Origin of the sequence: Tessaracoccus bendigoensis DSM 12906 (genome assembly GCF_900141915.1) — a bacterium.
Taxonomy (GTDB): Bacteria; Actinomycetota; Actinomycetes; order Propionibacteriales; family Propionibacteriaceae; genus Arachnia; species Arachnia bendigoensis.
This window is the reverse complement of sequence record NZ_FQZG01000041.1, coordinates 1-25,949: the sequence shown is the minus strand read 5'-3', so window position 1 is coordinate 25,949 and position 25,949 is coordinate 1. Positions and strand designations below refer to the sequence as shown.

20 protein-coding genes are annotated in these 25,949 nt (G+C 66.8%); 5 read left to right on the top strand and 15 right to left on the bottom strand.

Annotation, left to right across the window (positions count from 1 at the left end):
* Position 1: 1 nt before the first annotated feature.
* The 6 genes from narJ to moaA form a co-directional block, all read right to left on the bottom strand.
* Complete coding sequence (narJ, locus tag BUC15_RS11480) at positions 2–670, bottom strand: nitrate reductase molybdenum cofactor assembly chaperone (RefSeq protein WP_073188370.1); 669 nt, start codon at positions 668–670, stop codon at positions 2–4.
* Entirely contained in the window at positions 670–2,259 is a 1,590-nt protein-coding gene (gene narH / locus BUC15_RS11475) for a nitrate reductase subunit beta (protein WP_073188368.1), read from the bottom strand. The genes narJ and narH overlap by 1 nt, the downstream gene beginning before the upstream one ends.
* Entirely contained in the window at positions 2,259–5,972 is a 3,714-nt protein-coding gene (locus BUC15_RS11470) for a nitrate reductase subunit alpha (RefSeq protein WP_073188366.1), read from the bottom strand. Before BUC15_RS11470 ends, narH begins: the two co-directional genes overlap by 1 nt.
* A gap of 128 nt (positions 5,973–6,100) precedes the next feature.
* Positions 6,101–6,667: a molybdenum cofactor guanylyltransferase gene (gene mobA / locus BUC15_RS11465; RefSeq protein ID WP_084189538.1), complete on the bottom strand. Its 567-nt coding sequence runs from the start codon at positions 6,665–6,667 to the stop codon at positions 6,101–6,103.
* 2 nt (positions 6,668–6,669) lie between these two features.
* Positions 6,670–6,909: a MoaD/ThiS family protein gene (locus BUC15_RS11460; RefSeq protein ID WP_084189537.1), complete on the bottom strand. Its 240-nt coding sequence runs from the start codon at positions 6,907–6,909 to the stop codon at positions 6,670–6,672.
* Positions 6,910–6,933: 24 nt separating this feature from the next.
* On the bottom strand, positions 6,934–8,016 hold the full coding sequence (gene moaA, locus BUC15_RS11455) for a GTP 3',8-cyclase MoaA (protein WP_084189543.1): 1,083 nt from the start codon (positions 8,014–8,016) through the stop codon (positions 6,934–6,936).
* A 7-nt stretch (positions 8,017–8,023) separates the two neighbouring features.
* Between moaA and BUC15_RS11450 the strand changes: the two genes are divergently transcribed.
* Positions 8,024–8,671 (top strand): helix-turn-helix transcriptional regulator, encoded by a 648-nt coding sequence (locus tag BUC15_RS11450; RefSeq protein ID WP_175558311.1) that lies wholly within the window; start codon positions 8,024–8,026, stop codon positions 8,669–8,671.
* 113 nt (positions 8,672–8,784) lie between these two features.
* On the opposite strand, the gene BUC15_RS11445 is transcribed toward BUC15_RS11450, so the two are convergent.
* The 3 genes from BUC15_RS11445 to BUC15_RS11435 form a co-directional block, all read right to left on the bottom strand.
* A complete protein-coding gene (locus BUC15_RS11445) occupies positions 8,785–9,672 on the bottom strand; it encodes a sugar ABC transporter permease (protein ID WP_073188359.1) in 888 nt (295 codons plus the stop codon).
* A complete protein-coding gene (locus BUC15_RS11440; RefSeq protein ID WP_073188357.1) occupies positions 9,672–11,246 on the bottom strand; it encodes an ABC transporter permease subunit in 1,575 nt (524 codons plus the stop codon). Before BUC15_RS11440 ends, BUC15_RS11445 begins: the two co-directional genes overlap by 1 nt.
* Before the next feature lie 86 nt (positions 11,247–11,332).
* Positions 11,333–12,577: a sugar ABC transporter substrate-binding protein gene (locus BUC15_RS11435; protein ID WP_073188355.1), complete on the bottom strand. Its 1,245-nt coding sequence runs from the start codon at positions 12,575–12,577 to the stop codon at positions 11,333–11,335.
* A gap of 291 nt (positions 12,578–12,868) precedes the next feature.
* Between BUC15_RS11435 and BUC15_RS11430 the strand changes: the two genes are divergently transcribed.
* Together BUC15_RS11430 and BUC15_RS11425 are read left to right on the top strand one after the other, a co-directional pair.
* Complete coding sequence (locus BUC15_RS11430) at positions 12,869–13,855, top strand: LacI family DNA-binding transcriptional regulator (RefSeq protein WP_245787965.1); 987 nt, start codon at positions 12,869–12,871, stop codon at positions 13,853–13,855.
* A gap of 98 nt (positions 13,856–13,953) precedes the next feature.
* Positions 13,954–14,208 carry an HPr family phosphocarrier protein gene (locus tag BUC15_RS11425; RefSeq protein WP_073188351.1) on the top strand — a complete coding sequence of 85 codons (255 nt, stop codon included), beginning with the start codon at positions 13,954–13,956 and terminating at the stop codon, positions 14,206–14,208.
* Positions 14,209–14,234: 26 nt separating this feature from the next.
* On the opposite strand, the gene BUC15_RS11420 is transcribed toward BUC15_RS11425, so the two are convergent.
* From BUC15_RS11420 to BUC15_RS11410, 3 genes are all read right to left on the bottom strand, one after another.
* Complete coding sequence (locus BUC15_RS11420; protein ID WP_073188399.1) at positions 14,235–15,716, bottom strand: aspartate ammonia-lyase; 1,482 nt, start codon at positions 15,714–15,716, stop codon at positions 14,235–14,237.
* 63 nt (positions 15,717–15,779) lie between these two features.
* Positions 15,780–17,114: a dipeptidase gene (locus tag BUC15_RS11415; protein WP_073188349.1), complete on the bottom strand. Its 1,335-nt coding sequence runs from the start codon at positions 17,112–17,114 to the stop codon at positions 15,780–15,782.
* Between the two features lie 32 nt (positions 17,115–17,146).
* Complete coding sequence (locus BUC15_RS11410; RefSeq protein ID WP_084189536.1) at positions 17,147–18,607, bottom strand: sugar transferase; 1,461 nt, start codon at positions 18,605–18,607, stop codon at positions 17,147–17,149.
* A gap of 294 nt (positions 18,608–18,901) precedes the next feature.
* Between BUC15_RS11410 and BUC15_RS11405 the strand changes: the two genes are divergently transcribed.
* On the top strand, positions 18,902–19,480 hold the full coding sequence (locus tag BUC15_RS11405; protein WP_139280230.1) for a helix-turn-helix domain-containing protein: 579 nt from the start codon (positions 18,902–18,904) through the stop codon (positions 19,478–19,480).
* An 18-nt stretch (positions 19,481–19,498) separates the two neighbouring features.
* The gene (locus BUC15_RS11400) at positions 19,499–19,936 is read left to right on the top strand and encodes a hypothetical protein (protein WP_073188345.1); all 438 of its coding nucleotides are present in this window, start codon (positions 19,499–19,501) and stop codon (positions 19,934–19,936) included.
* Between the two features lie 6 nt (positions 19,937–19,942).
* Here BUC15_RS11400 and purL read toward each other — a convergent pair whose 3' ends face one another.
* The 3 genes from purL to BUC15_RS11385 all read right to left on the bottom strand — a co-directional run bounded on the left by purL (position 19,943) and on the right by BUC15_RS11385 (position 25,688).
* Complete coding sequence (purL, locus tag BUC15_RS11395; protein ID WP_073188343.1) at positions 19,943–22,198, bottom strand: phosphoribosylformylglycinamidine synthase subunit PurL; 2,256 nt, start codon at positions 22,196–22,198, stop codon at positions 19,943–19,945.
* Positions 22,199–22,276: 78 nt separating this feature from the next.
* Positions 22,277–24,793, bottom strand: coding sequence for an aminopeptidase N (gene pepN / locus BUC15_RS11390; protein ID WP_073188341.1), 2,517 nt, complete (start codon positions 24,791–24,793; stop codon positions 22,277–22,279).
* A gap of 106 nt (positions 24,794–24,899) precedes the next feature.
* Positions 24,900–25,688, bottom strand: a complete 789-nt coding sequence (locus BUC15_RS11385; protein WP_073188338.1) for a sunset domain-containing protein — start codon at positions 25,686–25,688, stop codon at positions 24,900–24,902.
* Positions 25,689–25,949: the final 261 nt, after the last annotated feature.

Sequence of the window (25,949 nt, the reverse complement as noted above, 5' to 3'; positions counted from 1 at the left end):
GTCAGCCTCCTTGCGTGACGTCGGCCAACTGCTGGCCGGGAACGGGGAACGGGGTGGTGTTGATGAAGGGCTCCAACCCGACGAGCTCGCTCGGACGGCCCCCAAGGAGTTCCTGGACCTCGGCGCGGGTCTGCGGCGAAGGCCCTCCGAGGCTCTCGCATACTGCGGCGACTACGTCGGCGTGCGGCAGCTTGTCCTTGACGAGGCCGAGCCGCAACAGCTCAAGCGAGGCCCGGTAGGTGTTGAGCAGCGCGACGCCTAGCGCCGGTGCGCCGTTGGCGGCGAACTCGAGCACCATCGGCAGGTAATCAGGCAGTTCACCGTCGAGGTCGACCAGCAGGCCGGAGTCGCGGTAGGTCTGCTTGATCGCGGCCAGCACCTCGCCGCGACGGCGGGTGTCGCCGTCGGTCCAGTAGGTCAGGTGCAGGGCGTGCCTGCGCGACAGGTCGAACTCCTGCACGTGCCAGGCCTGCGCCTCCATCACCGGCATCGACCTCAGATGGGTGAGCACGGCCTCGAACGGGGCGAGCAGCCCGACCTCGGCGAGCGCCTCCTCGACCAGCGGTAGGCGGGCGAGGACCTCGTCGTCCGGGTAGGACAGCGCGACGGCGGCCGCGGCGTAGAGCACGCGGTCGCGGTTAGGCGGCGGAGCAGGCAGCTTGATGGCCATCACGCCTGGCCCGCCATGTCGCGCTCCTCGGCGTCACGCTTTGCCTTGACGGCGGCGAACGACTCGATGGCCACCGGCACCAGCCGACCAGACGACTCGCCGAGCGGCGCGGAGAGGCTGGGGTCCTCGTCGAAGTTGACCGAGCAGGCCATCTCCTCGAGATTGTGCGCCTGCTCCCGGTGGGCCTTCGGGATTACGTAGCGGTCGTCGTACTTGGCGATCGCCAGCAGCCGGTACATCTGTTCCATGGCGTGGCCCGTCATGCCGACGGCCGCGGCCAGTTGCTCGTCGCGCTCGCGCCCCATCGTGACGTCGCGCATGTAGGAGCGCATCGCGGCTAGCTTCTGCAGCACGAGCCTCACCGCCTCGACGTCGCCGGCCGTGAACAGCTCGGCCAGGTACTCGAGCGGGATCCGCAGCGCATCGATGGCGCCGAACAGGTTGCCCCCGGCCTCCGCGTCGTGGCCCTGCGAGCTGAGCAGGTCGACCACCGGGGACAGCGGCGGGATGTACCAGACCATCGGCATGGTGCGGTATTCGGGATGCAGTGGAAGCGCCACCTTGAAGTGCTTGATCAGCGCGTAAACCGGCGACCGCTGCGCGGCTGCGATCCAGTCGGCAGGAATCCCGTTGACCTTGGCGTCGGCGACCACCTGCGGGTCGTTCGGGTCGAGCATAAGGTCCAGCTGCGCCTCGTAGAGGTCCTGGTCGTCGGCCAAGGCAGCCTTGGTGACCTGGTCGGGGTCGTAGAGGATGATGCCGATGTAGCGCAGTCGGCCGACGCAGGTCTCGGAGCACACCGTCGGGAGGCCGACCTCGAGCCGCGGGTAGCAGAAGTGGCACTTCTCGGCCTTGCCGGTGCGGTGGTTGAAGTAGATCTTCTTGTAGGGGCAACCCGTGATGCACTGGCGCCAGCCGCGGCACTTGTCCTGGTCGACCAGCACGATGCCGTCCTCGGAGCGCTTGTAGATCGCACCGGAGGGGCATGATGCCATGCACGACGGGTTGAGGCAGTGCTCACAGATTCGGGGCACGAAAAACATGAAGCTCTTCTCGTACTCCAGCTTGATCTGCTGGTTGGCCTCCTCGCGCAGCTTCTTCAGGATCGGGTCGCCCGCCTCGGTTGCGGACACCCCGCCGAGGGCGTCGTCCCAGTTCGCCGAGGCGCCGATCGCCATGTCCTGGCCGGTGACCAGCGACTTCGGCCGGGCGACGGGGAAGTCGTCACCGAGCGGCGCGTTGGTGAGGGTCTCGTAGTCGTAGGTCCAAGGTTCGTAGTAGTCGTCCATCCCCGGCTGCACCGGGGAGGCGAAGATCGAGAGCAACTTCTTGAACCGGCCACCGGAGCGCAGCTTGAGTCGACCCGACCTGGTCCGCACCCATCCGCCCTGCCACCTCTCCTGGTCCTCGTAGGTGCGGGGATAGCCCTGGCCAGGGCGGGTCTCGACGTTGTTGAACCAGACGTATTCGGTGCCTGCCCGGTTGGTCCAGGCCTGCTTGCAGGTGACCGAACACGTGTGGCAGCCGATGCACTTGTCCAGGTTCATCACCATGGCCACCTGGGCCATGACTCGACGTTGTTTCGCCATCAGTACTGAACCTCCTGGGAGCGACGGCGCACCGTCGAGACTATGTCCCGCTGAACGCCGGTGGGACCGATGTAGTTGAAGGCGTAGGCCTGGTGGGCGTAGCCGCCGATCAGGTGGGTGGGTTTCAGCAGGATGCGGGTGACCGAGTTGTGGATGCCGCCGCGCTTGCCGGTGGCCTCCGACTTTGGCACGTCGATGGTGCGTTCCTGCGCGTGCTGCACGTAACAGATGCCGTCGGGCAGCTTGGAGGTGACGACGGCGCGGGCCACGAACACGCCGTTGGCGTTGGTCAGCTCGATCCAGTCGTTGTCGGCCGCGCCGATCGAGTGCGCGTCGGCGACGCTCAGCCAGGCCTGCGGGCCGCCACGGCCGAGCGAGAGCATGAACAGGTTGTCCTGGTACTCGGAGTGGATCGACCACTTGTTATGCACCGTCAGGTAGCGCAGCGTGATCGTCTTCTCCCCCGACGGCCCGAGCTCGGGTTCGCCATATGCCCTACTCATGTCCAGCGGTGGCCGGAACGTCGGCAGTTGCTCGCCCGCGTCGATCATCCAGTCGTGATCGAGGAAGAAGTGCATCCTGCCCGAGAGGGTGTGCCACGGCTTGAGCCGCTCGGTGTTGATGGTGAAGGCCGCGTAGCGCCGCCCGCCCTTCTCGGAGCCGGACCACTCGGGTGAGGTGATCACCGGCTGCGGGGCCTGCTGGGTAGCCACGAAGGTGATGAGCTTCTCCTCCGAGCCCTCGGCGAGGTCGGCCAACTTGCGCCCGGTCTTCTTCTCCAGGTCGTGGAAGCCTTGGGTGGCGAGCTCCCCGTTGGTGGTGCCGGAGAACATCAGGATCGCCTCGGCAAGCCGCTGGTCGGTGTTGATCGCGGGGCGACCCTCGGCAGCGCCGCTCGGGAAGACGCCGTGCAGCTGGCCGAGCCTGGCCACCGCGTGCTTGACGTCGTAGGTGATGTTCTTGACGGTGAACCCCAGCTTGTCGGCCAGCGGGCCGACGGAGGCGAGCTTGTCTGCGATGGCCGTGTAGTCGCGCTCTACGACCGCGAGCACCGGCATGTTTTGGCCGGGGACGGCCGGGATGTCGGTGCCCTTCCAGTCGCGCACCACGCCGCCTGGCTGCTTGATCTGGCCGGGGGTGTCGTGCTGCAGCGCGACGGCGACCAGGTCGGAGCGCGTGTCGAGGCGGCCCTTGGCCAGCTGGGACAGCTTGTGCGCGAGTTCGGTGAACAGTTCGTAGTCGGTCCTGGCCTCCCACGGCGGGTCGATGGCCGGCGAGAACGCGTGCACGAAGGGGTGCATGTCGGTGCTGGACAGGTCGTGCTTCTCGTACCAGGTGGCCGCGGGGAACACGATGTCGCTGAGCAGCGTCGAGCTGGTCATGCGGAAATCGGCCGTCATCAGCAGGTCGAGCTTGCCCTCGGGCGCCTCGTCGTGCCACTTCACGTCCACGGGCCGCACGTCTGCCCCGTGCAGGTTGGGCATCACGTTGTTGTGGGTGCCGAGCAGGTGCTTGAGGAAGTACTCGTTGCCCTTTGCCGAGGAGCCGAACAGGTTCGAGCGCCAGAGGATCATGGTGCGCGGCCAGTTCTGCGGCGCGTCGATGTCCTCCATGGAGCTCTTCAGCTCACCGCTCTTGACCTTGCCAGCGACGTAGCCCTGCACGCTCTCAGCCTCACCGCGGGCGACCGCGGCCTTCGCCTCGTCTGCCAGGTCGAGCGGGTTAGCGTCGAACTGTGGATAGAAGGGCATCCAGCCGAGCCGGTTCGACTGGGCTAGCGCGTCGGCGGTGTGCATGCCGTCGAGGTGGCCGGTCGAAAGTGGCGACTTGACCGAGTCCGCCGAGAAGCCGTCGGTGCGCCACTGGTCGGTGTGCATGTACCAGTAGGCGGTGCCGATCATCGTGCGCGGCGGGCGCTGCCAGTCGGTGGCGTTGGCCATGTTGAACCACCCCGTCATGGGGCGGCACTTCTCCTGGCCGACGTAGTGGGCCCAACCGCCGCCGTTCTTGCCGATGCAGCCGGTCATCATGAGCAGCGCGATGATGGCGCGGTAGGTGACGTCGGCATGGAACCAGTGGCAGATGCCCGCGCCGATGATGATCATCGTGCGCCCCTTCGACTCTTCCGAGTTGCTGGCGAACTGGCGCGCGGTGCGGATGCAGGCCTCGGCCGGCACGGAGGTGATCTCCGCCTGCCAGGCCGGGGTGTAGGGCGAGTCGACGTCGTCGTAGTCCTTCGCCCACGTGCCGGGCAGGCCGTCGCGGCCGACGCCGTACTGGGCGAGCATCAGGTCGAAGACGGTGGTCACGAGCAGATCGCCGACACGCCTGGCTGGCACGCCGCGCCGCACGATCGAGCCCTCGCCCCTGGGGTCCTCAAAGCACGGCAGCGCGACCTCGACCCCCTCGGCGGATTGGTCGTCGATGAAGGTGAGGCTCGGCTGGATGTCACCGAGGTCGAGGTTCCACTGTCCGGCGCCATCCTCGGCATAGCGGAAGCCCATGGACCCGTTGGGGACGGCGGTGCTGCCCGTTGCCTTGTCCCACATCACGGTCTTGAACGCGGCGTCGGTGAGACTCGCGTATTCGGGGAGGTCGGCGGCGGTGACGAACTTGCCCGCCGTCAGGCCATGGCCGTCGGGATGCTCGACGAGCGTGATCAGCATGCCGAGATCGGTGTACTGCTTGACGTAGGAGTCGAAGTAGTCGACCTTCCGGTCTACGAAGTTCTCCTTCAAGATCACGTGCCCCATCGCCATCGCGAGCGCGGCGTCGGTGCCGGCCTGCGCTGGCAGCCACTCGTCGGCGAACTTGACGTTGTCTGCGTAGTCGGGGCTGACGGTGACGACCTTGGTGCCGCGGTAGCGCACCTCCGCCATCCAGTGCGCGTCGGGGGTCCGGGTGACGGGCACGTTCGAGCCCCACATCATCAGGTAGGTGGCATCCCACCAGTCACCCGATTCGGGGACGTCGGTCTGGTCGCCGAAGACCTGCGGGCTGGCCACCGGAAGGTCGGCATACCAGTCGTAGAAGCTGGTCATCGCGCCGCCGATGAGGTGCGTGAAGCGGGTGCCGATCGCGTGGCTGACCATGCTCATCGCAGGGATCGGGGAGAACGAGACGCAGCGGTCGGGGCCGTAGAACTTGATGGTGTTGACGTAGGACGCCGCGGCGATCTCGATCGCCTCGTCCCACGAGATGCGCACCAGGCCGCCCTTGCCGCGGGCCTGCTGGTAGCGGCGCCGCTTGACGGGGTCGGTCGAGATCTCCCGGAAGGCCTCGACGGGGTCGCCGAGGCGCTTCTTGGCCTCGCGGTACATCTCGATCAGCACACCGCGGCCGTACGGGTAGCGCACCCGGGTCGGCGAGTAGGTGTACCAGGAGAACGCGGCACCGCGGGGGCAGCCGCGGGGTTCGTATTCGGGCCGGTCGGGGCCGGTGGACGGGTAGTCGGTCTGCTGCGACTCCCAGGTGATGATCCCGTCCTTGACGTAGACCTTCCAGGAGCAGGACCCGGTGCAGTTGACGCCGTGCGTGGAGCGAACCACCTTGTCATGGCTCCAGCGGTCACGGTAGAACACGTCGCCCGCGCGGCCACCCTGCCGGAAGACGGCACGGCCGTCGTCGCTCTCGTCCCACTTCGAGAAGAAGCGGCCGAGCTTGAGGAGGGCCTCGGACGCCGGCCCGTCGATGCGCACGGAATCAGTACTCATGGGGCCAAGCTTTTCAGGTTTACTACGTTTTGTCAGATTAACTTGGAATAAACCAACTATTTGGCACAATCTCGCTTGTCAGACCGCGAATGTGAACGTTAAAGCCCGCGTGTCGTCGCCGTCGCCCCTCAGAGCAGCCCGGCGCCCCTGGCCTGGGCCGGGGTGTCGACGTCGGCCGTTACACTCTCGGCCGCCTGCACCGAGGCCAGGTCGAGCGCCCCGAAGACGCTGCGTACAGAACGGTCCCGCACCTCACCACCCAGCGCCGAGCGCAGCGAGCCGAGCCGGTATCTGCCTGCCAGATACTGGGGCCACCCTTCGTGGTCGAGGAGAACTGTCCCGTCGACACCGCGCGGAGCTCCGGCGAGGGTTGCGACCACCCGCTCGGGGCTGGCTAGATCGCCCGCCAGTAGATAGAGGTCGTCATCCGCGTCCGCTTCGGCCAACACGTCGAGGGCCGCCGCGATCCCAGCGACGGGCCCCCCGAACGGCGGATCCTCCAACGCGAAGCTGACGCGACGCGAGACGAGCTCCGACCGCTCGGGCGAGGAGACCACCACGTGTTCGGCGACGCCGAGCAGCGCCGTCACCCCGATGGCGGCGAGGGTCTGACCGTCACGGGTGAGGGCGAGTTTGTCGTGGCCCATCCGGGCCGACCGTCCACCGCCGAGCAGGATGCCCCAGGCCCGCGCCACCGCTACCCTCCCGCGAACGGGGGAAGTACATCGACCCGATCGACCACCCCGAGCGGGGCGGAAAGGTCGGCCACGCGGGCGCCGTCTGCCAGCAGGGAACTCACCCGGAGCACCTCCCCGAGCCGTTGGTTCCCCTCCGCCAGCACCGTGACGAGGTCGTGACCCGTCTGCCCTGCATCGGCCACAACGAGTTCATCGACGCCGGCGGCCTCGGCCGCTCCAGCAAAGAATCTGACCCTCATCCAGCTTCCTCTCATTTCGATCTGTCAGCCACCGATGGCGCTCATGGTACGGGTCGGTTGGACGAACCCGGCCTCGTCGATCCCGTGCGCCTTGGCCTTGCCTCGATGGGCGCCTACCCAGGCGGCCACCAGGTCGTCGTCGCTGCCGCCGGAGCGCAGCACCGTCCTCAGATCGGTCTCGCGCTGGGAGAACAGGCAGGTGCGCACCTGACCATCCGACGTGATGCGGGTGCGGTCGCAGGCTCCGCAGAACGGGTTCGTCACCGAGGCGATGACACCGACCCGTCCGCCTGGTTGGTTCTCATCCGGGGCGACCGCCCAAAGCTCTGCGGGAGCCGCCCCCCTCGGCTCCTCCAGGGCGCTCAACCGGTAGCGGCCCCGGAGTTGGTCGAGGATCTCGGTCGCCGTCACCATGAGCGAGCGGTCCCACTCACCCTTCGGACCGAGCGGCATCTGCTCGATGAAACGCAGCTCGTAGCCGCGTTCCAGACAGAACTGCGCAAGCGCCACGACGTCACACTCGTTCTGGCCGCGCATGATGACCGAGTTGACCTTGATGGGCCTGAGACCCGCCGCCTCGACGGCACGGATGCTCTTGAGCACATCGGCGAGCCGGTCACGCCGAGCGAGTCGCGCATACCTCACCGGGTCCAGCGAATCGAGGGAGATGTTGACGCGGTCGAGCCCCGCGGCAGCGAGGGCGTCGATCCGCTTGTCGAGCCCCAGCGCGTTGGTGGTGAGCGCCAACTCGGGCCGCCCGTGTCGGCCCTGCAGGGTCGCGGCTCCGGCGACGATCCCCTCGAGGCCGGGTCGCAGCAGTGGTTCTCCGCCGGTGAATCTGATGCGGGTGACTCCGAGGCTTTCGACCGCGATGCGGACGACTCGAAGGACCTCCGCATCCGTGAGGGTCTCTTCAGTCGCGAGCCACTTCAGCCCGTCTGCGGGCATGCAGTAGGTGCAGCGCAGGTTGCACCGATCGGTCAGGGAGACGCGCAGGTCGGAGGCGACCCTCCCATAAGCATCAACCAATTGGGTAAACTGCACAGTGACCACCCTACCCGTCTGCGCCACCCCGGGGCAGGCACGATCCTCGGCCGGTGACACAATGTCAAGTATGACCAGCACCCCGCACGGCTTGGGGCCCACTCGGACACGAGTGCTGGCGTTTCTTCAGGCCGCAACAGAACCGCGTTCCGTCATCGACGTTGCCGAGGAACTCGGCCTGCACAAGAACTCCGCGCGCTTTCATCTGGATGCGCTCGTCGAGTCAGGTTTCGCCAGACGAGAGGTGGGCGCGACCGGCAGCCAGGGTCGCCCCCCGTTGGTGTTCACCGCGACCAGTGAAGCCCCGACCATCGGCAACCTGCACCTGACCGAACTGGTTCAGGTCCTGATCTCATCGTTTGTCGAACCGGCCAGGGACGCGTTCCCGCTCTCCGAGCAGGCGGGTCGCTCTTGGGGCAGCGCGGTGGCGTCTCAGGAGGAAGAGCCCGACCCGGATCTCGGCGGGCTCGCCGTCCATCTCGGTGAGCGTGGCTTCGGCACGACACACGAGGACGGCGAACTGAGCTTCACGCGCTGTCCGTTCCGAACCATGGTCACGCCTGAGCAGCTGCCGCTGGTGTGCGCGATGCACAAGGGATTCCTGGATGGCTACCTGGCCCAGAGCGGCTCCGACCTGGTCACCGACGACCTCGAAGTCGGCCCGGTCGTGTGCCGAGCGACCTTCACCGAGCACGTGCCTGCCGCCCGGACGGCCTGACTCGGAGACCGGCGGGCGGCAGGTGTGCCCCGTGAGGGACGGCGCGTTCGCAGTGTTCCAACGAGTCGACCGAGACCAACCCGCATGAATCCGTTGGCTTCGGTGAGACTCGACTACCCCTTGACGCCCCCCGCGGTGAGCCCGGAGACGATGTACTTCTGCAGGTACATGAACAGCAGGATGATCGGGATCGCCGCCACCACGGCACCGGCGGCGAACAGCGCCCATGGCGCGTTGCGTTCATCCGAGCCCCACACGTAGAGGCCAACCGCCAGCGTGTAGTTCTCGGGCCTTGCCAGGATGATCCGCGCCAGGATGAACTCCCCGTAGGAGCCGACGAAACTCAGGAGGCCGACGACCGCGAGGATCGGCGTAACCAGCCGCATCACGATGCCCCAGAAGATCTGGGCGTGCGTGGCGCCGTCGATCTGGGCGGCCTCGTCGATCTCCATGGGGATGGTGTTGAAGAACCCGTACATCAGGAACGTGTTCGCCCCCAGCGCGCCACCTAGATAGACGCAGATCAGGGTGATGTTGGACCCGATGCCGAGGAACGGGAACACCTTGCCGAGCGTCAGCACCAGCAGGAAGATCGCCACGAACGCGAGCATCTGCGGGAACATCTGGATGATCAGCAGGGCGGTAAGCCCGCCGCGACGGCCCTTGAACCGGAACCGGCTGAAGGCATAGGCCGCGGCCGCAGCCATCACGACGGTGCCGACGGCGGTGCTCGTGCTCACGATGAACGAGTTGAGCATCCACTTGGGGAAGTCGCTGGCCATCAGTTCCGCGTAATGATCTGCGGTGAAGGCGCTGAACAGGTTCACCGAGCCGGTCAGCGTTCCGGTCGGGTTCAGCGAGGCTGAGAGGACGTAGAGCAACGGGAAGACGCAGTAGACGATCATCAGTAGGGCGAAGACATGCTTCCACCCGACCTGCGCCCACCAGCGGCCCCCGCGCAGCCGCACGTCGTTGTCACCATTTGCCAGTTTGGCGGTCATTACATGATCTCCTCTAGCTTGCGCGTCTGGCGGAAGCCCAGCCACGACACGAGGCCGACCACGAAGAAGATCGTGATGGACATCGCGGCGGCGAGCCCGTACTGCTTGTTGCCACCCTCGAAGGCGATGGCGTAGACCATTGAGATCAGGATGTCGGTCTCACCGATAGGAGCAGGCGTGCCCGGATAGTTGGGTCCGCCGCCGGTGAGCATGAAGATCAGCGAGAAGTTGTTGAAGTTGAAGGCGAAGCTGGAGATCAGCAACGGCGCGACGGAGACGAGCAGCAACGGCAGCGTAATCGAGAAGAAGCGCCTGAGTGGCCCGGCGCCGTCCACCACGGCGGCCTCCGTCAGCTCACCGGGGATCGATTGGAGCGCACCCGTGGTGACCAGGAACATGTATGGGAACCCGAGCCAGAGGTTGACCAGGATGATCGACAGTTTCGCTAAGTTCCCGTCCCCCAGCCAGTTGACGTCGACCCCTCCCAGGAGAACCTGGTTGATGAACCCGAAGTCCCGGTTCAGCAGGCCTCGCCAGACCAGGGCCGCGAGGAATCCGGGGAACGCGTACGGCAGGATGAACATGGCCCTGTAGAACGTGCGCCCCTTCACCCGGGGGTCGTTGAACACCACCGCGAGGATCAGCCCGAGCGCGAAGGTCGTCAGTACCGAAAGGATCGCGAACGCGAAGGTCCACACCAGGGAACTCATGAATGGCCCACTCAGCCGGGAGTCCGTGAACATTCTCTGGAAGTTCTCGAACCCGACGACCACCTTCCAGCCGGGAGTCAGCGTCGAGCCGTCCTCCGCGACGAACAGCCCGCGCTCGCCGTCGGCATGGAACACCTTGCCGTCCTGGTTGGTGAAAGTGTCGGCCTGGGCATCGTAGGTGAGCAGTGACTTGGCGACGAAGGCCATGGTCGCGTTGTCCGTCCGCAGCCATCCATCGTTGGGGTCGTCTGTCATCGACACTCGGAGGTCGAGGACCTCCTTCTGCCGCTGCTGAATCTGGCCGAGGTTCAGCACGTCGGCGCCGGGCACCTCGACGACACGCTCGCCGTCGACCACGGCGTTCCCGGCCGACTCGAGCGGGGTCTCCGCGTCACCGATCCTGGGCTCGCCGTCCTCGACGATGGCAAACGCGATCTCGCCGTTGCGGTCGAGCACGGTCACCGGGAAGGTGGAGGTTCCCTCGACGCGGCGGTCGGCCGTCTTCATGATCTGGGTGATCGCCGGCCCCTTGGCGTCGTTGTGCCCGTCGCCGTAGTTCGTGAAGGCCACGTAGGCCGTGTTGGCCATCACGTAGACCTGGAACAGGATCAGGAAGATCAGACCGGGAAGCAGGTACTTGGCGGGGATCGCGCGCTTCGAGAAGTACACGAAGTCGACCACGACGAGGGTCACGGCAAGGAAGGCGAGCAAGGCCCACTTCTCCTGCCCGAACGAGGCCATGATGCCGTAGAGCCCGAAGGCATTCACCAGCATCATCAGGACGAGCTTCACGTAGAAGCCCGGGCGGGTGAAGTCCCGCGCGTGAGAGACGCGTCTCGGCGTCTCAGTTGAGGTGCTGCTCACAAGTCATTCCTTCGCTCCAATGCGATGACCGGGGGCCGGGACCCCCAAGCCCCGGCCCCCAGACTAGACAGGGTTCGACCGTTTGGTCAGAACTTCGATTCGATGTTGGCGATCATCTCGGTCCAGGCCGCCTCAGGCGCGGCCGCCCCGGTGATGATGCTCACCTGCGCGCTACCCCAGAAGGTCCAAACGGCGCCCATCTCGGGGAGCGCGGGCATCGGCTGGCCTTCCTTGCCTGCCTCGGCGAAACCGGCGAGGATCGGGTCGTCGACGGCGTCTGCGGACTCCGTCAGGGCCGGGGTGCGGCCGCCCAGTTCGTACAGCTTGTCCTGTGCTTCCTTGCTGGCCATGTAATCCAGGAACTGGTTGGCGACCAGGGCATTCTCGGACTGCGACGACAGGTAGACGCCCTGGACTCCGAGGAACGGGGCGGAAGGCTGGCCACCGGCCGACGGGACGGCCAGGACGGAGACGTCGATCCCCGCGGCCTCGAAGTCGGCGATGTTCCACGGGCCGGTGATCATGTACGGCGTCTTCTGGTCGATGAAGGCCTGCTTGGCCTGATCGCCGCCGAGGGAGACGGAGACGACCTTCTCGTCGGCCAGCTTCTTCAGGTAGTTGGCGAACGCGAGGCCCTCGGGACCGCCCATGCCGAGTTCGGCGGTGTAGGCGCCTGACGCGTCGGTCTTGAAGACCGGCGCCCCGAACGAGGTCTGAATCGGGTAGAGGTGGTAGGCGTCGCCCGCGTCGCCCTGCTGGATGACGATCGGGAACTGCGCACCTTCGACGGCCTTGCCCTGCGCGATCAGTTCGTCGAACGTTGCGGGGGTGTCGGAGACCATGCCGTTGTTGCGCACAAGCGCGATGTTCTCGATGGCGTAGGGAACGCCGAACAGCTGCCCGTCGTAGGTGAACCCCTGAATTGCGAGTTCGTTGAATCCGCTGACCTTGTCGCCCAGCTCGACCGGCGCGATGACACCGTTGGCCTGGAGATCCCCGACCCAGTCATGTGCACCGACGATCAGGTCTGGCCCTTCACCGGTCGGCGCCTGGGCGATGAAGTCGGTCTTGATGTCGCCGGTGGGCTTCTGCACGACGTCGAGGGTGACGCCGGTGGCCGCCGTGAAACCCTCACCGATGGTGTTGAAGGTTTCGACCCGGGTCTCGTCGACCCAGATGGTCACCGTTCCGGACCCGGCGGGCGCGGAGGCCGCCGGGCTGCTGACATCGCCGCTGGGCGAGCTCGTGGCGCCCGGGGTGGTGCCACCACTGCACGCGGCCAGGGACAACGTCAGCCCGGCTGCAGCAACGGCAATGAGGCTCTTGCGCATGTGCTTCTCCTTGGTGTGATCGGGTCGCGTCGGTGCCAACCCGGATAGCCTCATCGTAACTGGATCCACCATTCTTGCAAGCTTCTTGCACAACAATTTTATAACGTCTCGACGTGGCTTCAGCGCCGGATCGCAAGCCACAACGCCCGAGTCAACCATCCAGCCAGAGCCCGACTTTGACTCGGAACGCAACAGACGAACCACATTCTGCAAAAATGCTTGCAACGGGGGTCGTCGGTCTGCAAGCATGGCCTGACACCACCCGCCAGCACTCATCGGAGAGGAGACGCCGTGCCCCCCGGACGCCTGACAATGTCTGACATCGCCCAACTCGCGGGTGTGTCCACCGCTACGGTTTCACGCGTCTTCAACGGAAAGCCCGGCGTCGCAGAGGCAACCCGCGCAAGCGTGATGGCGGTGATGGAGTCGCTCGGCCCGCCGCCGGACCAGGGCGGCCACGGCAACCTGATCGCCGTCATGGTCCCCGAACTGGGAAACCCCACCTTTGCGGCGTTCGGAAACGAGCTCTCGCTGCAACTAGCCGCAGCCGGCCAGCACATGTTCCTCTGCTCATCCGGGCCGGGCGGCCTGACCGAAGAGCAGTATCTCGACACGCTCCTTGGCATCGAGGTCTCCGGTCTGATCTCCGTCTCGGGGAGCCTCGCCGACACGCTGGCCACCCCCGAGCACTATCAACGCCTGATCGCAGCCGGGGTACCGGCGGTATTCATCAACGGCTACGACGAACGGGTCGACGGAGCCTTCTTCTCCACTTCCGATGCGGAGGCGATCAGCTCATCGGTGGCCCACCTGCGCTCCCTCGGTCACACGCGAATCGGCCTGGCGGTCGGGCAGCAGCGCTACCAATCCACCAGACGCAAGACCGACGCGTTCCTCGCGCAGGGGCTCGACCCGGCCAGCGTCGTCTCGACCATCTACAGCGTCGAGGGTGGCCAGGCCGCCGCAAACCGCCTGCTCGACGCCGGGCACACCGCGATCGTCTGCGGGTCGGACATCATGGCCCTCGGCGCCATCCGGGAGGCGCGTGTCCGCGGGCTCAGGGTGCCGCGGGACCTCTCCGTGATCGGCTATGACGATTCGCCCCTCATGGCGTTCACCGACCCGGCGCTGACCACGGTCCGGCAGCCTGTCACCGCCATGTGCAAGGCCGCCATCGACGTGCTTCTGGCCTCGGTACGCGGGCTGGAGACCGACCCCACCGAGATGCTCTTCCATCCAGATCTGGTCATCCGCCAGTCCACAGGACCCGCGCGCTGACTGCGGCCAGCGTCGGTTTTCGGAACGCCTTTATCCCGCGACTATGCTGGTGTCGAGCCGCAGGGCAGTGAAGCCCGACGGCGAGTGAGGAGCACACCATGGCCACCAGGACCGTCTTCGTGGGTTCGCGCATCGGGCTGCACGCGCGCCCGGCGACGATGATCGCGACTGCGGCCTGCGAATACGAGGATGAGATCACCCTGTTCAGGGCAGGCAGCTCGGTCGATGCCTCTTCGTCCCTTCTCATCATGACGCTGGGTGCCGAGTTGGGCGCGGAGGTGACCGTCGCCTCCGAGAACGCTGCCGCCGTTGAACGGATCGCGTCGATGATCGAGCAGGATCTCGCCAGCTGACACCGGAGGGCCGGGCGGCCTATGGCTCAGGCGTGATCGCCCTTGTCTGCCTCGTCGAGGGCTGCCTCAACCTTGGCGATTGCCTCCGGCGTGAGGGCCGGCAGCGGGCCGGTGTCAAACAGCCCCCCCGACAGCGAGGCGGGATCGAGCATCACCTCGAGTTCATCGGCCCCCATCAGGTCCTCATCCAAGACCAGGGCTCGGATCGATTCACCCTCGTGCAGGGCCCTCTTGGCCAAGTTGGCGGCGGCCGCATACCCGATGCGAGGCGTCAGCGCCGTAACCACACCGACGGATGCGTCCACATTCTGCCGGAGCCGCTCACTGTTGGCGGTGATGTCATCGACACAATGAATGCGCAAGGTGCGGGCGGCACGCCTGAGCCAGGTCGCGTTCTGCAGGAGCACGTGCGCCATCACCGGCTCGAAGGCATTGAGTTGCAGCTGACCGGCCTCGGATGCCATCGACACGGTCAGATCGGCCCCGGCGATGATGAACGCGACCTGGTTGACCGCCTCCGGGATCACCGGGTTCACCTTGCCCGGCATGATCGAACTCCCGGCCTGCACGGCGGGAAGATTGATCTCTCCGAGGCCCAACTGCGGCCCTGAACTCAGCAGCCGCAGATCGTTGCAGATCTTCGAGAGCCGCATGGCGGCGCGTTTGAGGACGGACGACACCGAGATGAACACCCCGGTGTCGCTGGTCGCCTCAATCAGGTCGGTGGCGTTGGCGAGCTGTTCCAGCCCGGTGATGGCGCGCAGGTGGCGCAGCACGGCCGGGGCGTACTCGGGCGGGGCGGTGATCCCGGTCCCGATCGCGGTGGCCCCGAGATTCAGGGTCCAAAGGAGTTGCCGCACGTCCTCGATCCGGTCGATGTCCTGGCCGATAGAGGTGGAGAACCCCCAGAACTCCTGGCCGAGCGTCATGGGGACGGCGTCCTGCAGCTGGGTGCGCCCGACCTTCAGCACCTCGCGGAACTCACGGCCCTTCGTCGCGAAGGAGTTGCGCAGGAGGCGCAACTCCTCCATGACCCTGAGCAGCGAGTAGACGAGGCTGAGCTTGACCGCGCTGGGGTAGGTGTCGTTTGTCGACTGCGACCGGTTGACGTGGTCGAGCGGCGAGAGGAACGCGTAGTCCCCGAACGGTCGACCTGCCAACTCGAGGCCCCGGTTGGCGATGACCTCGTTGACGTTCATGTTGGTCGACGTGCCCGCGCCGCCTTGGATCACGCCGACCACGAACTGGTTGTGCAGCCGACCGTCGATGATGTCCTGGGCCGCGCGGTCGATCAGGGTGGCACGCTCCTCGTCCAGGATCCCGATCTCGTGGTTGGCCCGGGCCGCGGCCTGCTTGACCTGCGCATAGGCGACCAGGAGGTCCGGATACACGCTGATCTCACGTCGGCTGATCCGGAAGTTCTCCATCGCGCGGGCGGTGTTGACACCCCAGTAGACGCCATCGGGGATTGTCAGTTCACCGAGGGAATCCCTCTCGATTCGCACCATGGCTTCACCGTAGCGACTCACCACCGCTCGGTGGCCGAATACGCCGACCACCTCGATCTTTACTCAGCCTTTGCGCGACAGGTTCTGCAGCAACAACGCCTCCGCGAGTGTCGCCTTCGCCAGATCGCCCAGGTCGAGCGACTCGTCGATGCCGTGCATGCGTGACGTCGGGTCGACCACGGCCGTCAGCAGGAATACCGCGTCGGGGTTGAGTTCCGCGAACTCAGCGACGATCGGGATCGATCCGCCGGTACCGATCTTGACCGCGTCGACGCCGAATGCCTCCCTGAATGCGTCCATCGCCGCCTCGGCCTTGTCTCCGCTGAGATCGATGAGCGTGCCTGCTCCCCCCTGCCCGGCCTCGACCGTGACCTTCGCCCCCCACGGGGCGTTCTTCAGCAGGTGGGCCTTGAGCGCGGCCGCAGCGCTGGCGACATCGTCCCCGGGGGCGATGCGGACGCTGACCTTCGCCCGGGCGGTCGGCACCAGCGTGTTGGAGGCGTCCTTGACCGGGGTGGCGTCGATCGCGAGCACCGAGGCCGACGGCTTGGTCCACATCCTGGCCGACGCCATGCCCTCGCCGATCCATTCGACGCCGTCGAGGATTCCGGTCTCTTCCCTCAGCCGGTCCTCGTCGTACTCGACGTCGGGATCCGGCGCACTCAGCAGCCCCTCGATCGCGACGTTGCCACGCTCATCGTGCAGCGTGGCCAGCAGCCTGCACAGCGCGGTGAGGGCATCGGGGACGACACCACCGAACTGGCCGGAGTGGAGCCCCGTCTCCAGGGTGGACACCGTGACGACGGCGTCGACGAGCCCACGCAGTGTAGAGGTGAGTGCGGGTTCTCCCACCTTCCAGTTCACGGCGTCCGCGATCACGAACACGTCGGAGGCCAGGTCGGCTCCGAACCTTGACAGCAGCGCGGACATGCTGGGTGAGCCGATCTCCTCCTCGCCCTCGATGAAGATCTTGACGCCGACCGGAGGCTTGCCGTTGAACGCCCGGAGCGCCCCCAGGTGCACGGCGATTCCACCCTTGTCGTCTGCGGACCCACGCGCGTAGAGCCGACCGTCACGTTCGACCGCCGCGAATGCGGGCGAGGTCCACTGGCCCGGATCGCCGGTGGGCTGGACGTCGTAGTGCGCATACAGCAACACCGTCGGCTGCCCTTCCGGTGCGGGGAAGTGCCCGAACACCGCGGGGTTGCCTCCACCCGCCTCCATGAACCGGACCTCGGGGCAGCCGAGGCCCTTGAGAAGGTCCACCACTAGATCCGCCGTAGCCAGCACGTCGTCGGCATGTTCCGGCTGCGAGGAGATCGACCGGATGGCGATGAGGCGCTTCAGGTCCGCAAGCGCTGAGGGAAGGGCTTCGTTGACGGCATCGTTGAGACTCATGCCATCTACACTAAACCTCCGGTCTCACCACCTCAGTAGGCCCCCGCCGAACCGAACACGGCGCGCGCCGTCCGAGCGATGATGACGACGTCTTGCAACATCGACCAGTTGTCGACGTAGTACACGTCGAGCCGGACTGTCTCTTCCCAGGAGAGGTCGGAGCGCCCGGAGACCTGCCACAGCCCGGTCAACCCAGGGCGCACGTCAAGGCGACGGACAGCGTCGCGGTCGTAGCGGGCGACCTCGCTGGGAAGGGCGGGCCGCGGGCCGACCATGCTCATCTCGCCCAGGAGCACGTTCAGGAACTGAGGCAGTTCGTCGATCGAGAATCGGCGGATGAAGCGACCGACGCGGGTGATCCTCGGGTCGTGCGCGATCTTGAACAGCACCCCTGCCCCTTCGTTGGCGCTGGCAAGGGCCTGCTTGCGGGCCTCGGCGTCGACCACCATCGAACGGATCTTGAAGCACTCGAACTCTTGACCCCAACGTCCCACCCTGGTCTGTTTGAAGAAGACCGGGCCGCGGTCCTCCAACTTGATCGCCACGGCGACGGCGGCGATGATCGGGGCGCTGGCCAGCAGCAGCAGGGACGAGCCGACGATGTCGAAGAGACGTTTGTACCACCGGGACGCGGCCACAGCATGCGGCCTCTCGACGTGGACGAGCGGGAGTCCGCCGACTGGACGGCTGACCAGGCGCCCTGCCGAGATGTCACTGAGCGTGGGGACGACGATCATCTCGGTCGCCACCTGTTCGAGTTCCCACGCCATCCGCTTGAACTGCTGAGCGTCAGAGAACGACCCTTCCGCGAAGATGACCACCTTCAGCGGTAGCAGTCTGGCGAGGGTCGCGACATCGTCCACGGTTCCGAGGATCGGAAGCCCGCCGGGTGTCTCCTGGCCGCCCGAGGAAGTGAGCGCGCCAACGATCCGGTACCCGAGCCACTTCTCTCTACGCAGCACCCGAGTGACCGAGTCGACATGGTCGGGTGTGCCGACCACGACCGCGGGTGATGTGAGGGCTCCTCTGGCCCGCAGCTTGTTGAACAGCCGACGCCTGAGGTGCCTCGCCGCCAAGAGGAGCGGGATTCCCAGCAGGAACGTCACAACGAAGAACATCCGCGAAAGGCTGATGCCGAGGAGATAGCAGCCGACGCCGATCAGCCCAGCCAGGGTGACGGACGCGGCCAGAACCCGGCGGTACTCTTCCATGCCGGTGTGCAGGGACGGCAACGCATACGCGCCGAACACGGCCAAGAGCCCCAGCCAGGTCAGCGGCAAGATGGCGAACAGCCAGATGGGCGACAGCGCATCTCCATCGTTGGGCCAGTCGAAGCGCACGAGGTAGGCCGTCAGGGCGGCGAACGCCACCATGGCGCCGTCCACCATCGCGAGGAGCAATCGACGCTTCGTCGTGCTCCCCTGCAGCAACTCGGTGAAAGTCTCCCCGAAGCCGCGAGAACCCGCGCCAACTTCCAGATCCACCGTCGTCATCAACCAACGCCCCCTTGCACCGCGCGCCGTCGAGGCCCCCAACCTCCAGTTCTCCTACGCGTGGAAGAAAGCATTCTCCCACCCGCTCTCCATGCGATCAATAGGTCAACGTGGCCGCGCTCTCGCCCGTCACGATCACCTCACCCGACATCCCGAGGGCGTGGCGACGTGGGCCATGAAGGCCACGACTCTTCACCCCCCGGATCCAGAGCTATGCAGGTCACGCTACTTCACGGATGAGCCACCCACAGGCGACTGACAGTTTCCGATCCGCCGAAGTTGTATTCTTCTTGTGTGAAGCCCCGTCCCCCGATGCTCGCGCCGCTGCTGCGTTCCGATCTGCAGGGCGAACTGCTCGCCGAGATCTTCCTCCACCCGGACGAGGACCGCACCCTTTCCGATCTCGCCCGACTTCTGGACGCCAGCCTGACGACCGTGCACACCGAGGTCGGCAGATTGTCCGCAGCCGGGTTGATCACCGAACGTCGGGTCGGCCGGGCGCGCCTCGTCGCCGCGAACACCCGGCACCCCCTGGCCCCGTCTCTCACCGAACTCCTGACGCTGACCTACGGCCCCGAGGCGGTCCTGCCGCAACTCGTGCGCGGCATCGGCGGGGTGGATGAGGCGCTGCTGTACGGCTCCTGGGCGGCGCGTCGCCTGGGCGTGCCCGGGCCGTTCCCATCCGACGTCGACCTGCTGCTCGTGGGTGATCTCTCCCGCCGCAGGGCCGCCCGGCTCCAAGCCGAGGCGACCGCAGCGCTCCGCATGGACGTCAACGTGGCGGTGCTGAGCCTAGACGAGTGGAACACCCCGACCACAGGCTTCAGCCGCACGGTCCGGGAAGGCCCCACGGTCGCCCTCGAACTGGCCTGACTCGCATAGTCTGATTCCATGCTGCGCGACGAACTGGCAGACCTGATCCGGGAGCGACGGCTCGAGACGGTCGCACTGGACCCCGACCAGGCCCGGCTGCTGCACAAACAGGCGGCCGCCCACCTTGCCAGCTCACGGATGATCGGCCACACCGACGTGGCGGGCGCCTTCTCCCTGGCCTACGATGCGATCCGCAAGGAACTGACCGCGCTGCTGCTCGAACACGGCTTCCGAGCCAAGAGCGCCGGGTCCCACTCCTCGACGGCGCAGGCCGCACGCAAGTTGCTCAAAGGGTTCGACTCCGACGGATTCGAATGGCTGCGTTTGGTACGCAACGCGACGGAATACGGCTCGGGCAAGCGTCCGGGTGCGACCATGGAGGACGTCGAGGCGGCCTGGGAGTTCGCCGTCGAGTTGGAGACCCTCCTCCGGGCCCGCGGGCAGGGCCGGAGGTAGGCCCGGTCAGCCCAAAGCGGCGGGGAGCGGCGCGAGCCAGGTCGACCGGGCGTCCTCCAACGAGATCGTCAACAGCCCGACGAACTCCAGTTCCGGTTCGCCCGTGACCTCACCGATCCGTGCCGCGGGAACTCCACGGTCGGCGCACAGCGCTTCGAACTGCGCCACCGCGCTGCCCGGCAACGAAACCAACGCGCGCGCCGCCGACTCGGCGAACAGCGCCACCGTCGGATCGGCGTCAGGAAGGGTGACGGCGAACCCGATGCCGTTGCGGAACGCAGACTCGGCCAGCGCGACCGCGAGCCCGCCTTCGCTGAGATCGTGCGCCGAGGAGAGAATCCCCCCGCGGGCGCACTCCCCCATCAGGCCTGCGAGGGCCCGCTCGGCTCCGAAATCGACCCGTGGCGGCAGACCACCGAGGTGACCGTCTGCGACGGCCGCCTCCCAGATCGAACCGGACAGCTCCTCACCGGTCTCGCCCAGCAGGTAGATCGCGTCGCCCGGGTGCGTGAAACCGCTGCGAATCCTGGTCGCGACATCGTCGATGACACCCAGCACCCCAACGGTCGGGCTGGGCAGGATCGGGGTGGAGGCCGTCTGGTTGTAGAGGCTGACGTTGCCGCCGGTGACCGGCACACCCAGCTCGCGGCAACCGTCGACCAAGCCGACCACCGCCTCGGCGAACTGCCACATCACCTCCGGGTCTTCGGGGGAACCGAAGTTGAGGCAGTCAGTGATGGCAACCGGCTCCGCCCCCGTCACAGCGACATTGCGGTACGACTCGGCCAGCGACAGCTGCGCGCCCAGGTAAGGGTCCAGATAGGAGAAGCGCGAGTTGGCGTCGAGGGACAGCGCGATCCCCAGCCCGGTCTCCTCGTCGATGCGCAGCATGCCCGAATCCTCGGGTTGCGCAAGGACCGAGTTGCCTCGGACGTAACGGTCGTACTGCCTGGTGACCCACGTCTTGTCCGCAACGTTGCCGTGCGAGAGCACAGCCGAGAATGCGGCGCGCAACCCCTCGGTGGAGTTGTCGCGGGGCAGCGCCTCGGCAGGGTCGGCTTGCACATCGTCGAGCCAGGCGGGGCGGTGGTAGGGGCGCTCGTAGACGGGGCCCTCGTGGGCGACTGTCTTCGGGTCGACGTCGACGATGGTCTCACCGTGCCACTGGATGATCAGGCGGTCGCCTTCTATGACCTCCCCGACGACGGTGGCCAGCACGTCCCACTTGGCGCAGATCTCCATGAACCTGGCGACGTTGGCGGGCTCGACGACCGCCATCATGCGTTCCTGAGACTCGCTCATCAGGATCTCTTCCGGCGCAAGGTTCGGATCACGCAGCGGGACCAGGTCAAGATTGACGAACATGCCACCGTCACCCGCCGAGGCGAGCTCGGAGGTGGCGCAGGAGATGCCTGCGGCGCCGAAGTCCTGGATGCCGGAGATGATGTCGGCCTGGAACAGTTCGAGCGTGCATTCGATCAGGAGCTTCTCCATGAACGGATCGCCGACCTGCACGCTGGGCCGCTTCGCCGGGCCGGTCTCGTCGAACGTCTCAGAGGCGAGGATCGATGCCCCACCGATCCCGTCTCCGCCGGTGGCTGCGCCGAACAGGATCACCTGGTTGCCGACGCCGGTGGCATGCGCGAGATGCAGGTCCTCGTGGCGGAGGACCCCGACGCACAGCGCGTTGACGAGCGGGTTGCCGAGATAGGACGCGTCGAACTGGACCTCGCCACCGATGTTCGGCAGGCCGAGGCAGTTGCCGTACCCACCGACGCCCGCGACGACGCCCGGCAGCACGCGCAGCGTGTCGGCCTCGTGCAGAGGGCCGAACCGCAGCGAATCCATCACCCCGATGGGGCGGGCCCCCATCGCGAGGATGTCGCGGACGATGCCGCCGACGCCTGTCGCGGCGCCCTGGTAGGGCTCGACGTAAGAGGGGTGGTTGTGGGACTCGGCCTTGAACGTGACGGCATAGCCCCGGCCGATGTCGACGACGCCGGCATTCTCGCCGATCCCTGCGAGCAGCGGACCGCGGGGCGTCTCCTGGCTCAGCGCCCCGAACTTCTTCAGGTGCACCTTCGAGGACTTGTAGGAGCAGTGCTCGGACCACATCACCGAGTACATCGCCAGTTCGGCCGAGGTCGGCCGCCGGCCGAGGATCTCACGGATCCTGGCGTACTCATCGTCCTTCACACCGAGAGCCGCATATGGCTGCTCAACATCGGGGGTCTGAAACGCATGCTCAACTGTGTCTGCCACGGGAACAATCTATCTGGTCAGGACCCCGGTTTCGGCATTCGCTCAAGCCCGGGGCCCACGCCTCAGCGTCTTGCCCCGTCAGTCCCCCAGATTCGGTAGACCAGGGCGCCGTGTCGCGGCCCCCTTGGCCTTGGCCGCGATCTGCGATTCGTAGACTCCCTCCAACACGAGCCTGCGCAGCGTCCTCGGGGCCGAGGGGTTGGCTGCGAGCCAGCTTGCACCCGCTTCGTGATCGTCCGGGAACCCTCCACGCACCAGTCGCATAGCTATCTCGATGGGATGCACATGCCAGGTCTCGTTCAGGGACTCGAAGTACCGTCCAGCGAACGGGGCCCGCAGGCTGGCCTGCCCGAGCGCGTTGAATCCTGCGAGCAGTGCGTCCACGTGATCGTTGGTTTCACCGCCGACCTCGTGCGCGCGTCGCCAGGCCTTCTCCTTGACCTCCGGATCGGGCTGCGCGGCCCAGCATCGGAGCCGGGCGACCCGACCGGCGGCCGTGTCGTCGGTGGCCAGCACGGCGTCCAACTCATCATCGGTGGCCGCCCCCTGGGTCGCCAGAGTCTCCCAGGCCAGCCAGGTCAGGTCGACCGAGGTCTGCAACCCTGGCACCGCCCCTTCCGCAAGCAACCAGGAGACGTCTTCGGCGGCGAACGCGGCCGCCTTGAGGTAGGCCTTCGCCCACAGCAGTTGCGCGGCCGAGCCAGCCTCGGCCGTTAGCAGCGCCCGGCGGGCACCGTCGCGCCACCGGTCACCGAGGACGTCGACCTCGCTGTCCGGCGTGTAGCGGGTGACGGCGGTGAGCGCCCAGCCGAGGACGGCCGAGAGCAGCCCACTCTTGGTCTCTCCGGCGTCGAGTACCGCCCCGACGAACTGGGCTGCGGTCAGTTTCCCGGCGCGCAGCTCCGTCCACAACGCCGTCCACGCCACGGCCCTGCCGAGCGGTTCCAGGTCGCCGATGTGCCCAAGCAGCACGGCCCGTCCGGGTTCGTCGAGGGCGACCGAGGCGAAGGTGTGGTCCAGGTCGTTGACCAGGACGAGGTCGGGTCGCGGCTCACCGACTAGGACGTCGACCTCGGTGGTGTCGCCGTCGATCACCAACGTCTGCCGTGCCACCAGTTCGAGGCGACCGTCACGCAGGCTGTAGCTCCCGACGGTGGTCGCGTGCGGCCGACTTGCGCCGTCGTGGCTGATCCGCTCGACTGCGAGTCGGTCGATCACGCCGTCGGGGTCGGTAGAGATCAGCGGACGGAGGGTGTCGTGCCCGGAGGTCTCCAGCCAGGCTCCGATCCAGCCGCTCAGGTCCCGATCGGTCTCGGCGTCGAGAGCGGCGACGAACTCCTGCAGGGTCGCAGATCCGAAGGCGTGGGCGGCGAAGTAGCGGCGCGCCCCGGCGAGGAAGGTGTCGAGCCCGACGTAGTGGACGAGTTGCGTCAGCGCCGCCGACCCCTTGGAATAGGTGATCCGGTCGAAGTTCGTCTTGGCTGCCTCCAAGTCGTCGATCTGCGCGACGACCGGGTGGGTCGTCGGCATCGAGTCCGCCTGGTAGGCGCCGACCTTGCGGCCCGTGGCGAAGTTGACCCAGCCGTCACCGAACCCGTTGGCCTCTACGGAGACGTGGCTGCCCATGAACTCGGCGAAACTCTCCTTCAGCCACAGGTCGCCCCACCACCGACAGGTGACCAGGTCGCCGAACCACATGTGGCTCATCTCGTGCACGAGCGTGTTCGCCCTTGCCTGCAGCTGCGCGGGGGTGGCGGGCGAGCGGAACAGGTACGCCTCGGTGAAGGTCACCAGGCCGGGGTTCTCCATGGCGCCGAGGTTGTACTCCGGCACAAAGATCTGGTCGTACTTGGTGCCCCACGGATAGGGGCCGAAGTTCGTGGTGAACCAGGCCATGCCCTCACGGGTCAGCCGGAACAGCTCGTCGGCGTCGAGGTAGGTCGCCAATGATCTGCGGCACAGCAAACCAAGTTCCATGCCTTCCCAGGTGTCGACGGCACGGCGGTACGGCCCCGCACAGAGGCAGGTGATGTAGGTCGACAGGGGCCTCGTGGCCTCGAACTCGACTCGAACGACCCCGTCGGCAATCACTTCGCGGGATGCCTCCGGCTGGTTCGAGCCGAGCCACCATCGCTGCGGCCCGGTGAGCGAGAAGGTGAAGGGCGCGCGGAGGTCGGGCTGCTCGAGGTTCGGGAAGACTCGCCGGGCGTCGGCGGGCTCGTACTGGGTATAGAGGTAGGTCTCGCCGTCGACCGGGTCGACAAATCGGTGAAGCCCCTCGCCGGTACGCGAGTAGAGCGCGGTCGCCTGCACACGGACGACGCAGCGGCGCCCCGGCAGCCCCGTCAGCGCGATGCGGGCGCCGTCGTAGGCAACCTCGCGGGGTTCGCCGTCAACCGTGACGCTCTCGACCGAGGCGCCGATGAAGTCGACCCAGGTGTCTTCGGAGCCGGTCAGTTCGATCTCGGAGACAACCGGGAAGGTGAGGACGCCGGGGTCGGCCGCATCGCGCACGTCGACATCGACCCGGTATCCGTGGAGGGCGACCGCCGCAGCTCGGGCAGCGGTTTCGAGTTGGGTGAGGTTGGCAGACATGTCTCCCATCCAACCACTGCTCCGGGGTGACCGGTCATGGGACCGGCCCACCCCTGGGTGGCTCGTGTGACCGAGCTTCGGGATGGGCCGGATTGCCGGATGACGCTCAGCGCAGAGAGGCTCGGAATCCGGCCTTGCTCGCGTCGCTGGCGCTGGCGAAGCACCTCTCCGGCACGGTGCGGTCGTAGAACGCGCCGCCGGGCACGTGGTAGATGCGCTCACCAGAGGCACTGATGTTGCCCTTGACCGGGTATCCGGCCGGGCAGTTCTTCCCCGACCCGGCCACTCCGCCGGGGTTCGAGGGCGCGGGGGTCGACGGCTTGGCCACCGTCAGCGCGATGCGCGGCCCGGGGGCCGGCACGTCGTTGCGCGCGGGGGCAGCCGCCGGGATCCTGGTCACAGGCGGGATGGTCGAACTTGAGAAGCGCACCATCGAGTTGAAGACCTCGCCGGTGGTCTGCGTCACGACGCCACCCTTCTCGGAGGCGACCGTCGCGACGATGAAGTTGCGGCACGCGTTGTATCCGGTCAAGGCCGTGTCGCACTCGGTGCGCCACTTCCTGCCGTCGGCGGCCGTCCATGAGCCTGTGCGGCCGATCGGGTTCGATGCCCACTGTGACCGCGGTGAAGGCAGGTAGCTGAGGTTGTTGAACACGAAGTCGTTCTGCTTGTACCAGCGGCCACCCGACTGGAACACCTTGGTCGCGTAGATCTCGGTGGTGCAGCGGATGACGGTTGGAGAGTAGTTGGCGCACTGTGTCTTCCAGTACCTTCCGCTGACCAGGTGCACCCCGGGCGTGGCGTAGACATCCGGTGCCGCCTGGGCGACGCTGGTAGGCGTGAGCCAGGCGGCGAGCAGCGCGATGCTGACGCCGAGGACGCGGACGAGTTTCATGATTTCCCCCTGGGTTGGATCTGCTGCTGGAAGCCAGCCTGCCAGAGTGGGCGGTGACGCCACTCGAATTGGGCCGAAGTCGTGCGCGGCGGTACATACCTGGCTGGGTGACGTCGCGCGACGTGGACACCAGGGAAAGTCGCGACACCAACCAAAACGCTCAACGCCAGCCCTCCGACGCCGACACCAACCAAAACGCTCAACACCAGCGAAACACCCCAGGTAACGCGTCATACCCCTGGTACCCGCGCCATACCTCTG

Coding starts and splice junctions, on each gene's coding strand:
- narJ (WP_073188370.1), bottom strand. CDS start 670: ATGGCCATCAAGCTGCCTGCTCCGCCGCCTAACCGCGACCGCGTGCTC.
- narH (WP_073188368.1), bottom strand. CDS start 2,259: ATGGCGAAACAACGTCGAGTCATGGCCCAGGTGGCCATGGTGATGAAC.
- BUC15_RS11470 (WP_073188366.1), bottom strand. CDS start 5,972: ATGAGTACTGATTCCGTGCGCATCGACGGGCCGGCGTCCGAGGCCCTC.
- BUC15_RS11460 (WP_084189537.1), bottom strand. CDS start 6,909: ATGAGGGTCAGATTCTTTGCTGGAGCGGCCGAGGCCGCCGGCGTCGAT.
- BUC15_RS11450 (WP_175558311.1), top strand. CDS start 8,024: ATGACCAGCACCCCGCACGGCTTGGGGCCCACTCGGACACGAGTGCTG.
- BUC15_RS11445 (WP_073188359.1), bottom strand. CDS start 9,672: ATGACCGCCAAACTGGCAAATGGTGACAACGACGTGCGGCTGCGCGGG.
- BUC15_RS11435 (WP_073188355.1), bottom strand. CDS start 12,577: ATGCGCAAGAGCCTCATTGCCGTTGCTGCAGCCGGGCTGACGTTGTCC.
- BUC15_RS11425 (WP_073188351.1), top strand. CDS start 13,954: ATGGCCACCAGGACCGTCTTCGTGGGTTCGCGCATCGGGCTGCACGCG.
- BUC15_RS11420 (WP_073188399.1), bottom strand. CDS start 15,716: ATGGTGCGAATCGAGAGGGATTCCCTCGGTGAACTGACAATCCCCGAT.
- BUC15_RS11415 (WP_073188349.1), bottom strand. CDS start 17,114: ATGAGTCTCAACGATGCCGTCAACGAAGCCCTTCCCTCAGCGCTTGCG.
- BUC15_RS11410 (WP_084189536.1), bottom strand. CDS start 18,607: ATGACGACGGTGGATCTGGAAGTTGGCGCGGGTTCTCGCGGCTTCGGG.
- BUC15_RS11400 (WP_073188345.1), top strand. CDS start 19,499: ATGCTGCGCGACGAACTGGCAGACCTGATCCGGGAGCGACGGCTCGAG.
- pepN (WP_073188341.1), bottom strand. CDS start 24,793: ATGTCTGCCAACCTCACCCAACTCGAAACCGCTGCCCGAGCTGCGGCG.
- BUC15_RS11385 (WP_073188338.1), bottom strand. CDS start 25,688: ATGAAACTCGTCCGCGTCCTCGGCGTCAGCATCGCGCTGCTCGCCGCC.